The sequence below is a fragment of the Streptomyces sp. NPDC002088 genome, assembly GCF_040296605.1.
Lineage (GTDB): Bacteria > Actinomycetota > Actinomycetes > Streptomycetales > Streptomycetaceae > Streptomyces.
In genome coordinates this window covers 523060-540765 of record NZ_JBEOXO010000003.1, presented here as the reverse complement: position 1 = coordinate 540765, position 17706 = coordinate 523060, and the positions used below count along the sequence as shown (strand labels likewise).

Sequence of the window (17706 nt, the reverse complement as noted above, 5' to 3'; positions counted from 1 at the left end):
TTTCAGACGCCGGAGGGCCTCGATTCAGCCTCAGCCGACCCCCACCCGCCGGAACTCGATTCTCTCGTACGCCCCCGCCACCCCCGTCTCGTACAGCACCCCGACCGTGCCCCGCCCCACCTGCACCAGATCCGAGTACGCCGTCCGCTCCCCCGACAACGTCACCACCTTCTTGAAGCTCCTCCCACCGTTCACGCTCCGCCAGATCGCCATGGCCTGCCGGGCGGTCGGCACGGACGGGCCGGAGAACAGCAACGGCGCCCCGGAACCCTGGACTTGGAGGACGCTCCCCTCGACCACCGGCACATCGTTCAGCGTGCGCTGCACGGCGTAGGGCCGGGACAGGGTCTCCGCACCGTCGCGGGAGTAGCTGTCGAGGCGGTTGCCGACGCTCGTGCCGTTCTGGTCCCGGGAGCTGACGTACAGGCGTCCGTCGGGGAGTTGTGCCGCGCTGGACTCGTTGGAGTTGCTCACGCCGTCGTAGGAGTCGTCCACGAAACCGAGCCGCCAGCTGCGGCCGCCGTCGTCGCTGTAGAGCGCGTGCGCCCCGTAGTACCTGGCCTCCCGCCCCGTGTCGGCCGATCCGGCGGGCGGGGCCGCGGAGTGGTTGGCGGGAACGACCAGCCGGCCCGCGTGCGGCCCCCGGGTGAGGGCGACCGCATGACCGGGCCCGGTCGCGTACCAGCGCCAGCCGGCCGGCTTCACCTCGGCCGTGATGTCGCGGGGAGGCGTGAAGTGGCGCCCGTCGTCCCCACTGCGCTGCACGAACACCCGCCGGCCCTGCTTCGGCGTGACCTTCCCGCGCATGATCTGCGCCTCGGTCACGGCACCGCTGTTGTAGGAGGTGAGCAGCACGACCGCACCGGTACGCGGATCGACCACCGGCGCCGGGTTCCCCCGCGTGTCCCCGTCCCCGGCGGCGACGACGGTCATCGGGCCCCAGGTGCAGCCGCCGTCGGCGGAACGGCGCAGGACGACATCGATGTCGCCGGTGTCGCCCGCGCCACTGTGTCTGCCCTCGGCGAAGGCGAGGACCGTGCCCCGGCGCGTGGTGACCGTGGCGGGGATGCGGTACGTGTCGTAGCCGCCCTCGCCCGAGACGTACGGCACGGAGGAGGTGCAGCCGGGGGTGGCGGAGGCGGCCTGGGTCGTGATCGTGAACGGGGTGAGGAGCGCGGCGGTGGCCAGGAGTGTGCGGCTGAGGGGGGTCATCGCTCTCCCTTACGGGGGTGTCGTCCCGCACGGGACGCCGACCTGTCCGTCACATGCTCCCCGGTGTCACCATCCCCGACTCGTACGCCACGACGACCAGCTGCGCCCGGTCCCGCGCCCCCAGCTTCCCCATGATCCGGCTGACATGGGTCTTCGCGGTCAGCGGGCTCAGCCCCAACGCCTCGGCGACCTCGGTGTTGTTGAGCCCGCGCGCGACGAGGGTGAGTACCTCCCGCTCACGGTCGGAGAGGCACTCCGGTCCGCCCGTCACCGGCGCCGAGGGGCTGCGCAGGAACCGTGCGATCAGCCGGGCCGTCGGCCCCGGCGAGAGCAGCGCCTCCCCGGCCGCCACCGTGCGGATGGCGTCGAGGAGTTCGGCCGGACGGGTGTCCTTCACCAGGAAGCCGGAGGCGCCGGCGCGCAGCGCCTCGACGATGTTCTCGTCCGTGTCGTACGTGGTGAGGACCAGGACCTTCACGCCCGCCAGGTCCTCGTCCGCCGCGATCAGCCGGGTCGCCTCGATGCCGTCCAGGTCGGGCATGCGGATGTCCATCACGACCAGGTCGGCGCGCCGGGTACGGGCCAGCTCGACGGCCTCCCGGCCCGTGCCCGCCTGCCCGACGACCTCCATGTCCCGTGCCGACTCGACGAGCATCGCGAACGCGGCCCGTACGAGGGTCTGGTCGTCGGCGAGCAGCACGCGGATCGTCATTCGGTTCCTCCCAGCGGCAGCAGCGCCGTCACCTCGAAGCCCCCGGCGGCGCCGGGTCCCGCCGTCACGGTTCCGCCCACGCTGCGCGCCCGTTCCCGCATCCCGACGAGCCCGAAGCCGGGGGTGCCGGCGGCTGCGCCCGCCCCGTCGTCGGTGACGTTCACTCGGAGGGCGCCCTGACCGTCGTACACGCGCACCCGCACGGTGAGGTCGTCCCGGCCGCCGTGGCGCACCGCGTTGGTGAGCGCCTCCTGCACGATCCGGTAGGCGGCGGCCCCGACGGCGGGCGGCGCCTCGTGGGCCGTCACGGACAGTTCGACCTTCGCCCCCGCGAGCCGGGCGGCCTCCGCGAGGTCGGGCAGGCCGTGCAGGCCGGGCAGGGGGCCGCGGGCGTCCGGTGAGTCGTGTTCGCGGAGCACCTCAAGGGTCGTACGCAGCTCACCGCGTGCCGTCCGGCAGGTCTCGGCGATGTCGTCGAGGGCCTGGGCGACGGCCGTACGGTCGAGGCGGTCCGGGTCGGCGGCGAGGACGTGCGCGGCCACCGACGTCTGGACGCCGATGAGGGTGATGCTGTGCGCGAGCAGGTCGTGCAGGTCGCGCGCGATGCGCAGGCGCTCCTCCGCGACGCGCCGGCGGGCCTCCTCCTCGCGGGTGCGTTCGGCGCGTTCGGCGCGTTCGACGATCGCGGCGACGTACTGGCGGTAGTAGCGGACGTCGACGCCGAGGAAGAGCACCGCGATCACCCAGCCGGAGATCCGCAGCAGTTCGACGGCTTGGTGGGTGTTGACCGTGAGCATGACGCTCACCGAGATGCCGAGGACGGTCATGCCCGTCAGCACGGTGCGCAGTGGCCGGCCGGTGACGGCGAGGGTGTAGAGCGCTATGTACGAGGCCGGGGTCGGGGCCGCGTGGTTGTTGTCGAGGGCGTGGTAGGGCACGACGAGGGCCACGACCAGGGCCAGGGCGAGCAGTGGGCGGCGCCGTCGCCACACCAGGGGCACGGGGACGGCGAGCAGGAGGATCCAGCCGAGCGCGTCGGGGCGGCGCCCGTCGTCGGTGAACAGCGCGATCGCCACGCCGAGCACGGCGACGGCCGCCGCCAGCCACGCGTCGTTGCGGGTGGCGTGCGGGGCGGTCCGGGGGTCGCGGTTGATCACCGCCATGATCCGCTCGCTGCGGCGGGGCGGCGCCGTGGTGGTTGCCTGCACGGGTTCATCTTCCGGTAGGAGGGCGCCCCTCCGGCAGGGAGGGGCGCCCGGCGGTCACACGGGCTCCGGTTGCCTCTCCGGCGGTACCGGATCGGGCGTCCGCGACAGCCGGCCCGGCCACCACACCTTCCGTCCCAGCGCCACGCTCGCGCTGGTCACCAGGTAGGTCCGCACGAGGAACGTGTCCAGCAGCACGCCGACCGCGATCACGAAGCCGAGCTCGACGAGTTGCACGAGCCCCATGTTGGTGAGCACGGCGAAGGTCGCGGCGAGGACCAGGCCCGCCGAGGCGATGACCCCGCCCGTCGTGCGCAGCGCGGTCAGCGCGGCGGCGACCGGTTCCGCGCCCCGCGTCGACTCCTCCCGCATCCGGTGCATGAGGAAGATCCCGTAGTCGACGCCGAGGGCGACCAGGAACACGAAGGACAGCAGGCCCAGCCCCGGATCCGTGCCCTCGAAGCCGAACACCGGCCCGAACACGAGTCCGCCGATGCCGAGCGCCGCGCCCCACACCGCGACCACGGCGGCGACGAGCATCAGCGGCGCGACGAGCGACCGCAGCAGGACGATCAGGATCAGCAGGACGGAGACGAGGACGATCGGCACGACGATGAGCCGGTCGCGGGCGTTGGTGTCCACCAGGTCGATCTGCTGGGCACTGGGTCCGCCGACGTAGGAGTCGTCGAGGTCGTGCCGCAGCCGCTCGATGGTGGCGGTCTCGCCCGCCGACTGCGGCGGCGCCGCGGCGGTCACGGAGATCTCGGTCCAGCCGTCTCCGGTACGCCCCTTCTGCGCGCCCGCGACGCCCTGCGTGCCGCGGATCGCCGCGAGCGTGGCGTCGGCCCGGTCGGCTGGGGTGAGCACGTCCATGGGCTGGGCGGACCGCTCGGGGTAGGCCTCGGCGAGGGTCTCCATGGCGGCGACCGACTCGGGCCGGTCGACGAAGGAGTCCTGCTGCTTGACCGCGCCGGGCAGGTTCAGCGCGCCCAGCGCCAGCGCGCCGAGCAGCACGGCTCCGCCGGCCAGCACGGTCAGCGGGCGCCGTCCCGCCGAGGTACCCATCGCGGCGAACAGCGACCGGCGCGCCTTGGGCGTGCTGCCGTAGGCGGGCACGAGCGGCCAGAACACCCGGCGGCCCAGCAGGACGAGGAGCGCGGGCAGCAGCGTCAGCATCGCGACGAGCGCGCACAGCACCCCGACGGTGCCCAGCGGCCCCATCCCCCGGTTGGAGTTGAGGTCGGCGGCGAGCAGGCACAGCAGCCCGACGGCGACGGTCCCGGAGGAGGCGAGCACGGCGGGCCCGCAGCCGCGCAGCGCGGCCCGCATGGCGTCGTACGGCCGCTCCACGCGCCGCAGCTCCTCCCGGTAGCGGGAGACGAGCAGCAGGGCGTAGTCGGTGCCGGCGCCGAAGACGAGGATGGTCATGATGCCCGAGCTCTGCCCCGACACCGAGGTTCCGAAGGCCTGGTTGAGGCCGTAGGCGACACCCATGGACAGGAAATCGGCGATGCCGGCCACGACGAGCGGCACCAGCCACAGCACCGGGCTGCGGTAGATGAGGATCAGCAGGACGGCGACGACACCGACGGTGGTGTAGAGCAGCGGTCCGCCGAGCGACTGGTAGACCTTGCCCGCGTCGGTGGCCAGCGCGCCCGCCCCGCCCACCTCGACCGTCAACCCGCCCTCGCTGTGGGCGACTTGGCGTACGTCCTCGACGAGGGCGTCCCGCTTGTCCTCGTCGGTGCCGGGCTCGTTGGTGGCGACCGGGTACATCAAGGAAGTCCCGTCCTTCGACGGAATCCCCCGCGGAGTCCCGGTCAGCGCGTGCCGTCCGGCGACCTCGGCGACCTGCCTCTGTGCGGCGGCCCGGTCGGCTGCGGTCAGCCCGCGGTCGCGGTGGTAGACCAGCACCAGCTCGGTGGTCTGGCCGCCCGGCAACTGTTCCTGGAGCTTGGCGACCTGGGTCGAGTCGGCGCTCGCGGGCAGATAGTCGGTGACCCCGTTGTGCTGCACGTCGGCGAGCTTCGCCGCGAACGGCCCCACGACCGCCAGCACCCCGACCCACAACGCGAGCACCAGCCAGGGCACGGCTCGTCGCCGCGCCCGCGTACTTGTGTCTCCGGCCCCCATGGAACGGGCCCTCCCTCCGGCACGGATGTCTGGTTACGGGTTCCAGACTTCCGGCGCGGGAGGCGCGAAGCGTCGCGCGCGAGGGCGAGTTCGGGCGTACTGCGTGAGGTGACCGCGCGGGCGCGTTACTCCCTGGGGAGTAACGGCGCAGAGCAGTCCCCGTCCCCAGGCCCGCTACGACGGCGTCCGCGCCGCCGCCAGCAACCGGCTCACGTCGTCCGCGCAGATCGCCAGCGCCGCGCCGACCGTCGCGAGGACGTCCCGCTCGGCGGGGGTGTAGGGGCCGTCGGCGAGGGCGATTCCGGCGCCCTGGAGGAGGATCGACTCGCGGCCGACCGGGGCGAGGTGGGGGGTGAGCGGGTCCAGGGCCTCGTGGAGTTCTATGGCGAGGCCGGCGCCGCAGGGCGGGCCGAGGACGCGGCCGGTGTCCGCCGCGAGGGCCTCGACGAGGGCGCCGAGCTGGTCCTCCGTGCAGTCCTCGAAGCCGGCCGCGCGGACCGTGACCGCGGCGGCCTCCAGGGACGTACGGGCGCAGCTGCCGCCGGCGGCCAGGACGGCGAGGGCGACGGTGTGGACGGCGTCGCGGAGCATCGCCGAGAAACGGGTGGTCGTCGGATGGTCGAGGACGTCGGCGCCGAAGTGGTGGCGGCAGGCCGCGCACTCGACGACCGGGCCGGTCTCGCCGCGCGGCAGTACGGGCACGCCCAGGAGGGTGAAGCGCCGTCGGCCGGTGAGGCGCTGGTAGTTGCGGTCGCCCCCGCAGCCGGGGCAGAAGAACTCGCCGTCGCCGACCGGCGTCCACGCGGTACGTGTGCCCAGGATGCGCGCAAGCCTGGTGGCCCGGCCGTTTCGTCCCCGTACTGGCAGCACGTCGCACCTCCGTAACGCCACGGCAACATCGCCGCGCTTGCGTGATGTTAGCCACATCGGTGAGGTGGCGTCAGTACCCCGGACGAGACCTTTCCGTGACCTCCACGGTCGGATGGCCGGAAAACGACGGGGCCCTGACCGCCGTGAAAGGCGGTCAGGGCCCCGAAGTACCCGGTCAGAGGGGGTCTAGCGGGTCGCGCGGTTCACGGCGGAGACGACCGCCTTCAGCGACGCACGCGTCGTGTTCGCGTCGATGCCGATGCCCCACAGAACCTTGTCGCCGATCGCGCACTCGATGTACGAGGCGGCCTGCGCGGAGGCGCCCTCGCTCATCGTGTGCTCCTGGTAGTCCAGCAGGCGCGCGTCGACGCCGATGCCGCTCAGCGCGTGGAAGAACGCGGAGATCGGGCCGTTGCCGGAGCCGACCAGAGTCGTCTCGACGCCGTCCACCTCGGCCTCGACGGTGAGCGTGTCCACGCCGTCCTTGTCCGTCGTGGTCTGTCCGGTCCTGACCTGGATGCGGCCCCACGGGTTGCCGGCATTGGGCAGGTACTCGTCCTGGAAGGTCGCCCAGATGTCCTTCGGCGTGACCTCGCCGCCCTCGGCGTCCGTCTTCGCCTGGATGATCTTCGAGAACTCGATCTGCATCCGGCGCGGCAGGTCCAGCTTGTGGTCGTTCTTCAGGACGTACGCGATACCGCCCTTGCCGGACTGGGAGTTGACTCGGATGACGGCCTCGTAGGAGCGGCCGACGTCCTTCGGGTCGATCGGCAGGTACGGGACCGCCCACTCGATGTCGTCGACCGTGACCCCGCGAGCCGCCGCGTCGGCCTCCATGGCGTCGAAGCCCTTCTTGATGGCGTCCTGGTGGGAGCCGGAGAAGGACGTGTAGACCAGGTCGCCCACGTACGGGTGGCGCGGGTGGACCTCCATCTGGTTGCAGTACTCCCACGTACGACGGATCTCGTCGATGTCGGAGAAGTCGATCTGCGGGTCGACGCCCTGGGAGAACAGGTTCATGCCCAGGGTGACCAGGTCGACGTTGCCGGTGCGCTCGCCCTGGCCGAAGAGGCAGCCCTCGACTCGGTCGGCGCCGGCCATCAGGGCCAGCTCGGCAGCGGCGACTGCGGTGCCACGGTCGTTGTGGGGGTGGATGGACAGGCAGACGTGCTCTCGGCGGGAGAGGTTGCGGTGCATCCACTCGAAGCGGTCCGCGTGCGTGGAGGGCGTCGAGCGCTCGACCGTCGCGGGCAGGTTCAGGATGATCTCGCGGCCCGGGCCGGGCTGCCAGACGTCCATGACCGCCTCGCAGACCTCCAGGGCGAAGTCCAGCTCGGTGTCGGTGAAGATCTCGGGGCTGTACTGGTAGCCGAACTCCGTCTCCGGGCCCAGCAGCTTCTCCGCGTACTCCACGACCAGCCGCGTGCCGTCGACGGCGATCTGCTTGATCTCGTCCTTGGAGCCGCGGAAGACGACCCGGCGGAAGACCGGGGCGGTGGCGTTGTACAGGTGCACGGTGGCGCGGCGGGCGCCCTTCAGGGACTCCACCGTCCGCTCGATCAGGTCCTCACGCGCCTGGGTCAGCACGGAGATCGTCACGTCGTCCGGGATCGCGCCCTCGTCCTCGATGATCGAGCGCACGAAGTCGAAGTCGGTCTGGCCGGAGGCCGGGAAGCCGACCTCGATCTCCTTGTAGCCCATCTTGACCAGCTGGTCGAACATCCGGCGCTTGCGCTCGGGCGACATGGGGTCGATCAGGGCCTGGTTGCCGTCGCGCAGGTCGGTGGAGAGCCAGCGGGGGGCTACGGTGATCCGCTTCTGGGGCCAGGTGCGGTCCGGGATGTCGACCTGCTCGTAGCGGCCGTACTTGTGGATCGGCATGGAACTGGGCTGCTGGCGGTTCGCCATGATGCGTGGGCTCCTCGAGAAGGTGTCCGACGGGACGGCCGACGACGCAACGCCAAGCTCCGCGGGGAGGGAGTCGGCCTCGACTACAGGCCCTCGCCGCGGCAGCTAAGGAGAAGCAGCCCGAAACGCATGATGCTCCGCAGCTTAGCCGAGCCGCACCGGATGCGCGGGCCTGTTCCAGTATGCGGGACCGGCGGGACATGGAGAACAAAATGGGACAAAAAGTGCTCTATACCACTCCGTGACGACAGCTGGGGCCCTTTGCCCCCGCATTCACCAATCATGGTTGCGGGTGGTGACAGCGGGATAACGCAGTGCAAGGGTGCCGGGCATGACGACACACGGGGGCTCCGAGCCCGTCTTCTGCACGATCATCCCGCCGCACGTTCTCGACAAGCTCGCCCAGCACGAGGACCCCGCGCTCTCCGGCCCCGCCCGCCGCTCCCTGGAGCGCGACGCCCTCGAGCGCACCCGCCGCCGGCTGACCACCGTCGTGGGCGCCCCAGCCGTCGCCCCGGCGGTCGAGGCCGACAAGCCGCAGCGCACGATCTACGACGCCCGCCACCGCACGGACCTGCCCGGCAAGAAGGTGCGCGGCGAGAGCGACAAGCCCAGCAAGGACGCCACGGTCAACCGCGCGTACGCGGGCCTGGGCGCCACCTTCGAGCTGTACCTGAGCGCGTACCAGCGCAACTCGATCGACGGCAACGGCCTGCCGCTGGACGCGACCGTGCACTACGACACGGACTACAACAACGCGTTCTGGAACGGCGAGCAGATGGTGTTCGGCGACGGTGACGGTGAGATCTTCCTCGACTTCACCATCCCGGTCGACGTCATCGGGCACGAACTCACCCACGGCGTCACGCAGTACACGGCCAACCTCACTTACTTCGGCCAGCCCGGCGCGCTCAACGAGTCGCTGTCCGACGTCTTCGGCTCGCTCATCAAGCAGTACACGCTCGGCCAGACCGCCGCCGAGGCCGACTGGCTGATCGGCGCGGGGCTCCTCGCCCCGCGCGTCACCGGCGTCGCGCTGCGCTCGATGAAGGAGCCGGGCACGGCGTACGACGACGACGTCCTCGGCAAGGACCCGCAGCCCGCGACCATGGACGACTTCGTGGACACCAAGCGCGACAACGGCGGCGTCCACATCAACTCCGGCATCCCCAACCACGCCTTCTACCTCGCCGCCACCGCCCTCGGCGGCCACGCCTGGGAGCGGGCGGGTCAGGTCTGGTACGACGTGCTGACCGGCGGCGAGCTGGAGAAGGACGCGCAGTTCGCCGACTTCGCCACGCTCACGGTGTCCGCGGCGCGGGCGCGGTACGGCGAGGGCGAGGAGCTCCAGGCGGTACTGAAGGCCTGGGAGCAGGTCGGGGTGCGCGCCCTCTAGTTCCGTACTAGACAGGGACCCATGCGTATTCAAGTGAGGCGCACGGGCGGATTCGCGGGCATCGAGCGGTACGCCGAGGTGGACACCTCGGGGCGGCCCGATGCCCACGAGTGGCAGGCCCTGGCCGAACAGGCACACGCCGCCGGCCGGGGCACGCCGCCCATCGGAGTGCCGGACGGTTTCAGCTACGAGATCACGGTGGACGGGAAGACCGTGTACGCGGCGGATCCCCGTCTGACGGAGGAACAGCGGAAGCTGATCTCGCGGGTACTGAAGGAAGGGGCGTAGGGGCTCAACCGGCAGTTCACGCCCGGGCGTTGACTTCCGTTACCGCCGGTACGGATGATCCGGCCCATGGCGACGAACCCGATACCTCAGTTCCCGGCGTCCCCGGACGGCTTCCTGTGGGGCGTCTCGACCTCGGCCCACCAGATCGAGGGGGCCACGGACGAGCGCGAACCATCCGTGTGGGACACGTTCACGGCCGAGCCGGGACGGGTGAAGGACGGCTCGACGGCGGCGGTGGCCTGCGACCACTACCACCGCTACCGCGAAGACGTGGCCCTCCTGGCCGGCCTGGGTGTGGACGCGTACCGCTTCTCCGTCTCCTGGCCGCGGGTGAACTCCCCAGACGGCCTCGACTTCTACGACCGCCTGGTGGACGAGCTGTGCGCGGCGGGCGTCCGCCCCGTCCCGACCCTCTTCCACTGGGACCTTCCGGTACAGCTGGACTGGCTGGACCGGGACACGGCGGCACGGTTCGCCGAGTACGTGTCGATGGTCGCGGCGCGGCTCGGTGACCGCGTCACCAAGTGGATCACCCTCAACGAGCCCGCGGAACACACCCTGCTGGGCCACGCCCTCGGCGCCCACGCCCCCGGCAAGCGGCTCCTTTTCGACGCGCTCCCGGTCGCCCACCACCAGCTGCTGGCCCACGGTCTGGCCGTACGGGCCCTGCGCGCGGCCGGCGCCACGGACATCGGCATCGCCAACTCGCACGGCCCGACCTGGCCGGCGTCGCAGGACCCGGCGGACCTGGAGGCGGCCGGCTTCTACGACCTCCTGCTGAACCGCCTGTTCGCGGAGCCGCTGCTACTGGGCCAGTATCCCGAGGGCCTGGGCGAGCTGATGCCCGGGGACGTGGAAGCGGACCTGAAGGTCATCGCGGAACCGATCGACTGGTACGGCATCAACTACTACGCCCCGACGAAGGTGGGCGCCCCACAGGGCGCGGAGATCGAGTTCGGCGGTCTGACGCTCCCGGCCGATCTCCCCTTCTCCGTGCGGGAGATCGAGGACCGCCCGGTGACGGACTTCGGCTGGCCGGTGGTCCCGGAGGGCCTGACGGAGCTGCTCACCACCTTCCACGAGCGCTACGGCGACCGGCTCCCGCCCGTCGTCATCACCGAGAACGGCTGCTCCTACGAGGGCCTCGACGACCAGGACCGCATCGCCTACCTGGACGGCCACCTGAGGGCGCTGCACCGGGCGGTGGAGGCGGGCGTGGACGTACGGGGCTACTTCGTGTGGTCGCTGCTGGACAACTTCGAGTGGGCGGAGGGCTACGCGCGCCGCTTCGGCCTGGTCCACGTGGACTTCGACGATCCCGCGACCCTGACGAGGACCCCGAAGGCGTCGTACGCCTGGTTCCGGGACGTGCTGCGGGCCCAGAGATGACGCCCGCCGAGCCCTCGCCCGCTCACGCTCACGCCGAACCCGTCGAACGGGTCGGCCGGGGCTGGACGGCGGCACTCGCGCTCGCCAACGGGGCGATCTGGGTGGGCTGGTTCGGCCCGCTTCAGATCCTGCTGGCTTCCCAGTCGGAGGACTTCGCGCCCGGCTCCGGAATGTCGAAGGAGACGATGCTGGCGTGGGTCACGGGCGTGGGCGCGGTCGTGTCCCTGCTCGCCAACCCGCTGTTCGGCGCCCTCTCGGACCGTACGACGGCCCGCCGGGGTCGCCGTACGCCGTGGATCGTGGCCGGGGCGGCGGGCGGTGCGCTGTCGCTGCTGCTGCTCGCGGGCGCGGGCGGCGTGTGGACGATGACGGCGGCCTGGTGCCTGGTCCAGCTGACCCTGAACGCGGCCTTCGCGGCGATCACGGCAGCGGTCCCCGACCGCGTGCCCCGGCTGCAACGAGGCGCGGTCGGCGGCTGGCTGGGCGCGGCCCAGATCCTGGGCGTGGTCGGCGGCACGGGCCTGGCGACGGCGGCGGGCGGGATCGGGGCCGGATACGTGGCGTGCGCGGTGTTCACGATGCTGGGCGTACTGCCGTACGTCCTGTGCTACGAGGATCTACGACTGTCTCCCGCGGACCGCCCCGCGTGGTCCTTCCGCGGCTTCCTGACGGGCTTCTGGCTGAGCCCGCGCCACCACCCGGACCTGGCCTGGGCCTGGCTGACCCGCTTCCTGATCAACCTGAGCAACGCGCTGGTGCTCCTGTACCTGCTGTACTACTTGCGGGACCGCCTGCTCCCCCACTCTCGGCTTCGCTCGAGCGGGGGGACCCCCATCGCCGACCCCGCCGAGGGCGTCCTGATCCTCACGGCGGTGAACGCCCTGACGCTCCTCGCGACGGTCGTCGTCGGCGGCGTCTGGTCGGACCGGGTCGGCCGCCGCAAACCGTTCGTGGTCTGGTCGGGCGTCCTGATGGCGGTGGCCACAGCGGCCCTGTCGGCCTGGCAGACCTGGCCGGGAGCCATCGTCGCGGCGGCGGTCCTGGGAGTCGGCTTCGGCGTCTTCACGTCGGTCGACTTCGCCCTGATGACGGACGTCCTCCCGAAGGCCGCCGACCGAGGCAAGGACCTCGGCGTGATCAACATCGCCAACGCCCTCCCCCAGGTGGCGGCCCCGGCCCTCGCCGCACCGATCGTGACGTATCTCGGCGGCTACCAGGTGCTGTACCTGGTGGCGGCGGTGATCGGGCTGGCGGGGGCGGGGCTGGTGGGGCGGATTCGGGGGGTGGACTGACACCGGCCCGCCCGGTCCGATGTCCGAAGGTTCAGAAGCCGAGCTTGCGGAGCTGCCTCGGGTCCCGCTGCCAGTCCTTCGCCACCTTCACGTGCAGGTCCAGGAAGACCGGGGTGCCCAGCAGCGCCTCGATCTGCTTGCGGGACTTGATGCCGACGTCCTTGAGCCGCTTGCCCTTGGGGCCGATGATGATCCCCTTCTGGCTGGGCCGCTCGATGTAGACGAAGGCGTGGATGTCGAGGAGGGGCTTGTCGGCGGGACGGTCCTCGCGCGGCAGCATCTCCTCCACCACCACGGCGATGGAGTGCGGGAGCTCGTCGCGTACGCCCTCCAGTGCCGCCTCGCGGATCAGCTCCGCCACCATCACCTGCTCGGGCTCGTCCGTCAGGTCGCCCTCGGGGTAGAGCGCGGGCCCCTCCGGCAGCAGCGGCACGATCAGGTCGGCGAGCAGGTCGACCTGCTTGTCCCCGACCGCCGACACCGGAACGATCTCGGCCCACTCGAAGCCGAGCTCCGCGCCGAGCTGGTCGATCGCGATGAGCTGCTCGGCCAGCGTCTTGCTGTCCACCAAGTCGGTCTTGGTGACGATCGCGATCTTCGGCGTCTTCTTGATCGACGCCAGTTCCTTCGCGATGAAACGGTCACCGGGACCGAGCTTCTCGTTCGCCGGCAAGCAGAAGCCGATCACGTCGACCTCGGCCCACGTCGTGCGTACGACGTCGTTGAGCCGCTCGCCGAGCAGCGTGCGCGGCTTGTGCAGCCCGGGGGTGTCCACCAGGATCAGCTGGGCATCCGGCCGGTGCACGATGCCGCGCACCGTGTGCCGCGTCGTCTGCGGCTGGTTCGCCGTGATCGCCACCTTCTGGCCGACCAGAGCATTCGTGAGGGTGGACTTGCCCGCGTTGGGGCGGCCCACGAAGCAGGCGAAGCCGGCGCGGTGGGGGGCCTCGGCCGGCTGTTCGGTTGACTGGGTACGAACGCTCATGCCGCCCATTCTCCCTGATCCACAAGCCCCCGCTGCACGCAGCGCGAACCACCCGCCAACGGTGAGGTTCCGGAAACCACCCAGCAACACGAAACGCCGCCGAAACACACCCGTGCACAACCGGAAACGCGCACCGGTGACCCTCTGACGAGCCCCCACCTCGCTGGAGACACCGTGACCCTCGCCGAAGCGCGCATCGACACCGGCGACACCGCCTGGCTGCTCGCCGCCACCGCCCTCGTCCTGCTGATGACCCCGGGCCTGGCCCTGTTCTACGGCGGCATGGTCCGCACGAAGAGCGTCCTCAACATGCTGATGATGAGCTTCGTGTCGATCGCCCTGGTCACGGTCGTATGGCTGGCGGCCGGGTACTCCCTCGCCTTCGGCGACGACATCGCGGGCGGACTGATCGGCGGCCTCGACCACGCCGGCATGTCCGGCCTGGGCCCCGACAGCGTCCAGGGCACCGTCCCCACCCTCCTCTTCGCCACCTTCCAGCTCACCTTCGCGATCGTCACGGCCGCGCTGATCAGCGGCGCGATCGCGGACCGGGTGAAGTTCGGGGCGTGGCTGGTCTTCGTCCCCGTCTGGGCGCTGCTGGTATACGTTCCCGTCGCCCACTGGGTCTGGGGCCCCGGCGGCTGGATCCTGGACCACCTCGGCGCCCTCGACTTCGCCGGCGGACTCCCCGTCGAGATCACCTCCGGCGCCTCCGGTCTCGCCCTCTGCCTGGTCCTCGGCCCCCGCCTGGGCTTCAAGAAGGACGCGATGCGCCCGCACAACCTCCCCATGGTGGTGCTGGGCGCCGGTCTCCTCTGGTTCGGCTGGTTCGGCTTCAACGCCGGCTCGGCCCTCGGCGCGAACGGGCTCGCCGCCGCCGCCTTCCTCAACACCCTCGCCGCCGGCAGCACCGGCCTGCTCGGCTGGCTCTTCGTGGAGCAGCGGCGCGACGGCCACCCCACCACCCTGGGCGCGGCCTCCGGCGCGGTCGCTGGCCTGGTCGCCATCACCCCCTCCTGCGGCTCGGTCTCCCTGCTCGGCGCGCTGGTCGTCGGCCTCGCCGCCGGTGTCGTCTGCTCGTACGCGGTGAGCTGGAAGTTCAAGCTGAACTACGACGACTCCCTCGACGTCGTCGGCGTCCACCTGGTCGGCGGCATCATCGGCACCCTCCTCATCGGCGTCTTCGCCACCGCCGAGATGACCGGCGGAGCCGAGGGCCTCCTCTACGGCGGCGGGCTCGCCCAGCTCGGCAAGCAGCTGGTGGCCGTGGTGGTCGTGGCGGCGTACGCCTTCACGGTGACGTACGGCATCGGCAAGCTGCTCGACCGGCTGATCGGATTCCGCGCGAGCGAGGAGCAGGAGCACACCGGCCTGGACCTTACGGTGCACGCAGAGACGGCTTACGATCACGGGGTCCTGGGCCACGGCGCCCCGGTCGGCCACTCCGTCCTTCCCACCGCCCAGAAGGTCAAGCCCCAGGCATGAAGCTCATCACCGCGATCATCAAGCCGTACCGCCTCGACGAGGTCAAGACGGCCCTGCAGGAGCTCGGCGTGCACGGTCTGACCGTCACCGAGGCCAGCGGCTACGGCCGTCAGCGCGGCCACACCGAGGTGTACCGCGGCGCCGAGTACCAGGTCGACCTGGTGCCCAAGGTCCGTATCGAGGTCGTGGTGGAGGACGCCGACTCGGACGCCGTCATCGACGCGATCGTCAGGGCCGCGCAGACGGGGAAGATCGGGGACGGGAAGGTGTGGGCGGTGCCCGTCGAGACGGTCGTCCGGGTACGGACCGGCGAGCGCGGACCCGACGCGCTCTGACCAGCAGCACCCCGCCGACGACCCCCACGGCGAACGCCACCGCCACCACCAGCCACGGCAGCGCGAAGAACGACGCGCTCGCCGATTCGCGGGTGTCCTGCGCGCTGGCCGTCAGCGTGACGTCGCCCCGGTCGAGCTGGGGCGCGCCGTGCCAGGGCTCGCTGAGCCGGACACGCTGCCCCGGCAGCAGCTCGGAGGGGATCTTCGTCAGCTCGCGGGCGAGGAGCGTACGGCCGAACAGGCCTCGCGCCCTCAGCTCCACCTTCGGGTCCAGGGTGACGTTGCCGGTGTTGTGCAGGGTGTAGGAGATCGTCGCCGTGCTGTCGCCGAGGCCGGGGACGAGGGGCTGGTGGTGGGTGACGTGGACGTCCTCGACGGAGATCGCGGGGAGGGTGGGTCCGCTCACCCGCAGGTAGACGCGGGCGCCGACGGCCCGCTGCACCCCGACGGCCAGTGATCCGCCGCCGGTGTCGACGCGCTCGTCGAGCGCCACGACGGCTCCCGGGTGGTCGCCCGGTTCGGCGTCCTTCGGCACGCGGAGCGTGAAGGGCACGCTGACCGACTTGTGGGCGGGGACGGTGACCCGGGACCGCGCGGGCTTCGCCCACGCGCCCACGCCCCGCATCCGCTCCTTCGCGGCCCGCACGGCGAACCCGCCGTCGCGGTCGGTGTTGTAGGCGTCGGCCGCGTAGAGGCGGAAGGTCAGGGGCCGGCCGGTCTTGTTGGCGACGACGACCTTGTCCTCGATCGTCTGGCCGGGGTCGGCGGAGAGGTAGAAGTAGGGCCGCGCGGCGACGGCCGACGAGGCGGGGTAGACGGACCAGCTGCCGTTGTCGGCGGCGTGCGCGGGAGCGGCCGTGACGGCGAGGAAGAGGCTCAGGAGCAGGAGGAGGACGTACCGGTACGGCTTGCGCATGGGTGCGGACATCGGTGCGGACATGGGTGCGGACCCCCCACGGACGTAACGGAGTCGAGGTGGACGGGCGGGTGCGGACCTGTGGGGCGGGCGCCCGGCCACCGGAACGCTGGGTGGTGTCAGGTGAGCGTGAGCGTGAGGATGCCGGAGTACGCCCCTGGCGGAGTGAACTCCGGTACGTTCAGGGACAGTTGGGCGTCCACGGTGAACTCGCCGCCGGTGAGCGTGCCGTCGGGGGCGGCGGCCAGCGTCGCTCCCGAAGCGCCCACCGTGCCCGCCGAACCGGCCTGGCAGGTGCTCGGGCTGCCCGCCCTGGTGGCGCAGGCGGGGGTCCAGCTCAGCTTGCCGGCGTCGATCTTGGCGCCAGGACCGGTGAAGTCGGTGACCTTGCCGGTCAGGGACCAGCCCGCGGGTCCGCCGCGGAAGTCCTGGACGGTCACCGTCTGCAGGGCCCCGGTCGAGGCCCCGCCCTTGCCGAAGTCGACCCCGGTCAGCTGCACGGCGTCCCCGGCCTGGGACATGGACAGCGTCCCCGCCTTCACCGTGGTGGTCAGCTTCTGGCTGCCCTCGGGTACGGGCGTGTTGTCGATGACGACATAGGCGGCGGGTCCCGCGCCCTTGTCCGAGCTCCACGCGCCGCCCTCGTACGCCACGACCCCGGTGGTCGTCTTGTCGTTGACGACGAGCGGGCCGCTGAAGGCGCCCTGGTCGTCCGCGGTCACGGTCGCCGTGTCCGCGGTCTGCGCGGTCCCGGCCCGGCCGGCCAGGGTGACGGTCGCGCCCGGCGTGAAGTTGTCGCCGGTGACGGTGACGCTGTCACCGGGGTTGCCGGAGGCCGAACCCAGCGTGATGGCTCGGGTGTTGGGCTGGCTCACGTCCGTCGCGGTGACGGTCTCGGAGACCGGCGCGGGCGGCGTGATGACCGTGCACGGGGTGTCCAGCTCCAGGATGTAGCTGGTGTGGATGTTGTAGTCGCCGGGCGAGAGCGTGATCGCGCCGGGCGCGGTGACCGTGAACGTGCCGGTCATGGAGAACGACGGGAAGGCGCCCTTCCCCGGCACCGGGGTGTTCTTCTTCGGCCCCGCGACCGTGACACTGCCGGTCTGCGCCCCGCCGAGGGTGACCTTGCCGGTCGGCGTCATGATGTCGGCCGGCAGGGCGAGGTCGGTGGGGTTGCTCGCGGCCGGGGTGACCACCGTGTAGGTCACGGTGACGGTTTCGCCAACCTTGGGGCTGGCGTTGTCCACCGCGATGCTCGCGGTGGTGGTGCCGTCGATCGGCGGGATGCCCGCGATCTCGGGCGGGATGCAGTGCGTGGCGAAGTCCACGTTCGTGGACGCGGCTCCGGCCGGACAGGCCAGCGCGCCCCCCGCGGTGACCGCGAGCGCGGTCGCCCCGAGCAGCGACGCCCACCGGCGCCTTCGGGATCTTCGGGGTGTCGGACCCATGCTTGCCCCCTTTGAGGGATGCGGGCGCAGCGGCTCGTCTGCGCCGACAGGGGGCCATTGATGTGCAGGTAGCGTGAGAAGTCAATGGAGATGCGGCAGGGAAACTGACGCTCCATCAGTTTCCCTGCCATC

Annotated in this window: 15 protein-coding genes; 6 read left to right on the top strand and 9 right to left on the bottom strand. The window is 71.6% G+C overall.

The features are described from left to right. Nucleotides 1-30 precede the first annotated feature (30 nt). The 6 genes from ABT114_RS09655 to leuA all read right to left on the bottom strand — a co-directional run bounded on the left by ABT114_RS09655 (nt 31) and on the right by leuA (nt 8040). Nucleotides 31-1212 carry a sialidase family protein gene (locus ABT114_RS09655; protein WP_351140403.1) on the bottom strand — a complete coding sequence of 394 codons (1182 nt, stop codon included), beginning with the start codon at nt 1210-1212 and terminating at the stop codon, nt 31-33. A 49-nt stretch (nt 1213-1261) separates the two neighbouring features. Beyond that, on the bottom strand, nt 1262-1924 hold the full coding sequence (locus tag ABT114_RS09650) for a response regulator (protein ID WP_351140401.1): 663 nt from the start codon (nt 1922-1924) through the stop codon (nt 1262-1264). Next, on the bottom strand, nt 1921-3132 hold the full coding sequence (locus ABT114_RS09645; RefSeq protein WP_351140399.1) for a sensor histidine kinase: 1212 nt from the start codon (nt 3130-3132) through the stop codon (nt 1921-1923). The genes ABT114_RS09650 and ABT114_RS09645 overlap by 4 nt, the downstream gene beginning before the upstream one ends. A gap of 54 nt (nt 3133-3186) precedes the next feature. Further along, entirely contained in the window at nt 3187-5262 is a 2076-nt protein-coding gene (locus ABT114_RS09640) for an MMPL family transporter (protein ID WP_351140397.1), read from the bottom strand. 174 nt (nt 5263-5436) lie between these two features. Next, a complete protein-coding gene (locus ABT114_RS09635) occupies nt 5437-6132 on the bottom strand; it encodes a TerB family tellurite resistance protein (RefSeq protein ID WP_351140395.1) in 696 nt (231 codons plus the stop codon). Between the two features lie 186 nt (nt 6133-6318). Continuing rightward, the gene (gene leuA / locus ABT114_RS09630; protein ID WP_351140393.1) at nt 6319-8040 is read right to left on the bottom strand and encodes a 2-isopropylmalate synthase; all 1722 of its coding nucleotides are present in this window, start codon (nt 8038-8040) and stop codon (nt 6319-6321) included. Between the two features lie 331 nt (nt 8041-8371). On the opposite strand from leuA, the gene ABT114_RS09625 reads away from it, so the two are divergent. Genes ABT114_RS09625 through ABT114_RS09610 form a run of 4 tightly spaced genes read left to right on the top strand, consistent with a single transcriptional unit; the run spans nt 8372 to nt 12405 of the window. Then, a complete protein-coding gene (locus ABT114_RS09625) occupies nt 8372-9436 on the top strand; it encodes a M4 family metallopeptidase (protein WP_351140391.1) in 1065 nt (354 codons plus the stop codon). 21 nt (nt 9437-9457) lie between these two features. Then, nucleotides 9458-9724, top strand: coding sequence for a protealysin inhibitor emfourin (locus ABT114_RS09620; RefSeq protein WP_351140389.1), 267 nt, complete (start codon nt 9458-9460; stop codon nt 9722-9724). A gap of 54 nt (nt 9725-9778) precedes the next feature. Beyond that, nucleotides 9779-11113, top strand: coding sequence for a GH1 family beta-glucosidase (locus tag ABT114_RS09615; RefSeq protein WP_502988236.1), 1335 nt, complete (start codon nt 9779-9781; stop codon nt 11111-11113). Continuing rightward, entirely contained in the window at nt 11110-12405 is a 1296-nt protein-coding gene (locus tag ABT114_RS09610; protein WP_351140385.1) for an MFS transporter, read from the top strand. The genes ABT114_RS09615 and ABT114_RS09610 overlap by 4 nt, the downstream gene beginning before the upstream one ends. A gap of 31 nt (nt 12406-12436) precedes the next feature. Here the strand turns inward: ABT114_RS09610 and era are convergent, their stop codons facing one another. After that, nucleotides 12437-13399: a GTPase Era gene (gene era / locus ABT114_RS09605; protein WP_351140383.1), complete on the bottom strand. Its 963-nt coding sequence runs from the start codon at nt 13397-13399 to the stop codon at nt 12437-12439. A 165-nt stretch (nt 13400-13564) separates the two neighbouring features. Here era and ABT114_RS09600 point away from each other — a divergent pair, with 165 nt between their 5' ends. Together ABT114_RS09600 and ABT114_RS09595 are read left to right on the top strand one after the other, a co-directional pair. Further along, nucleotides 13565-14875 (top strand): ammonium transporter, encoded by a 1311-nt coding sequence (locus ABT114_RS09600; protein WP_351140381.1) that lies wholly within the window; start codon nt 13565-13567, stop codon nt 14873-14875. Continuing rightward, entirely contained in the window at nt 14872-15210 is a 339-nt protein-coding gene (locus tag ABT114_RS09595) for a P-II family nitrogen regulator (RefSeq protein WP_351140379.1), read from the top strand. The genes ABT114_RS09600 and ABT114_RS09595 overlap by 4 nt, the downstream gene beginning before the upstream one ends. Here the strand turns inward: ABT114_RS09595 and ABT114_RS09590 are convergent. Both ABT114_RS09590 and ABT114_RS09585 read right to left on the bottom strand, forming a co-directional pair. Beyond that, nucleotides 15104-16126 (bottom strand): WxL protein peptidoglycan domain-containing protein, encoded by a 1023-nt coding sequence (locus ABT114_RS09590; protein WP_351140562.1) that lies wholly within the window; start codon nt 16124-16126, stop codon nt 15104-15106. The genes ABT114_RS09595 and ABT114_RS09590 overlap by 107 nt on opposite strands. A 119-nt stretch (nt 16127-16245) precedes the next feature. Next, nucleotides 16246-17574, bottom strand: a complete 1329-nt coding sequence (locus ABT114_RS09585) for a beta-xylosidase (protein WP_351140378.1) — start codon at nt 17572-17574, stop codon at nt 16246-16248. Nucleotides 17575-17706: the final 132 nt, after the last annotated feature.

What these genes read in the sequence shown, in the direction of transcription:
- ABT114_RS09650 (WP_351140401.1), bottom strand. Translation starts at nt 1,924, where the DNA reads ATGACGATCCGCGTGCTGCTCGCCGACGACCAGACCCTCGTACGGGCC.
- ABT114_RS09585 (WP_351140378.1), bottom strand. Translation starts at nt 17,574, where the DNA reads ATGGGTCCGACACCCCGAAGATCCCGAAGGCGCCGGTGGGCGTCGCTG.
- ABT114_RS09640 (WP_351140397.1), bottom strand. Translation starts at nt 5,262, where the DNA reads ATGGGGGCCGGAGACACAAGTACGCGGGCGCGGCGACGAGCCGTGCCC.
- leuA (WP_351140393.1), bottom strand. Translation starts at nt 8,040, where the DNA reads ATGGCGAACCGCCAGCAGCCCAGTTCCATGCCGATCCACAAGTACGGC.
- ABT114_RS09610 (WP_351140385.1), top strand. Translation starts at nt 11,110, where the DNA reads ATGACGCCCGCCGAGCCCTCGCCCGCTCACGCTCACGCCGAACCCGTC.
- ABT114_RS09620 (WP_351140389.1), top strand. Translation starts at nt 9,458, where the DNA reads ATGCGTATTCAAGTGAGGCGCACGGGCGGATTCGCGGGCATCGAGCGG.
- ABT114_RS09625 (WP_351140391.1), top strand. Translation starts at nt 8,372, where the DNA reads ATGACGACACACGGGGGCTCCGAGCCCGTCTTCTGCACGATCATCCCG.
- ABT114_RS09615 (WP_502988236.1), top strand. Translation starts at nt 9,779, where the DNA reads ATGATCCGGCCCATGGCGACGAACCCGATACCTCAGTTCCCGGCGTCC.
- era (WP_351140383.1), bottom strand. Translation starts at nt 13,399, where the DNA reads ATGGGCGGCATGAGCGTTCGTACCCAGTCAACCGAACAGCCGGCCGAG.
- ABT114_RS09595 (WP_351140379.1), top strand. Translation starts at nt 14,872, where the DNA reads ATGAAGCTCATCACCGCGATCATCAAGCCGTACCGCCTCGACGAGGTC.
- ABT114_RS09655 (WP_351140403.1), bottom strand. Translation starts at nt 1,212, where the DNA reads ATGACCCCCCTCAGCCGCACACTCCTGGCCACCGCCGCGCTCCTCACC.
- ABT114_RS09590 (WP_351140562.1), bottom strand. Translation starts at nt 16,126, where the DNA reads ATGCGCAAGCCGTACCGGTACGTCCTCCTCCTGCTCCTGAGCCTCTTC.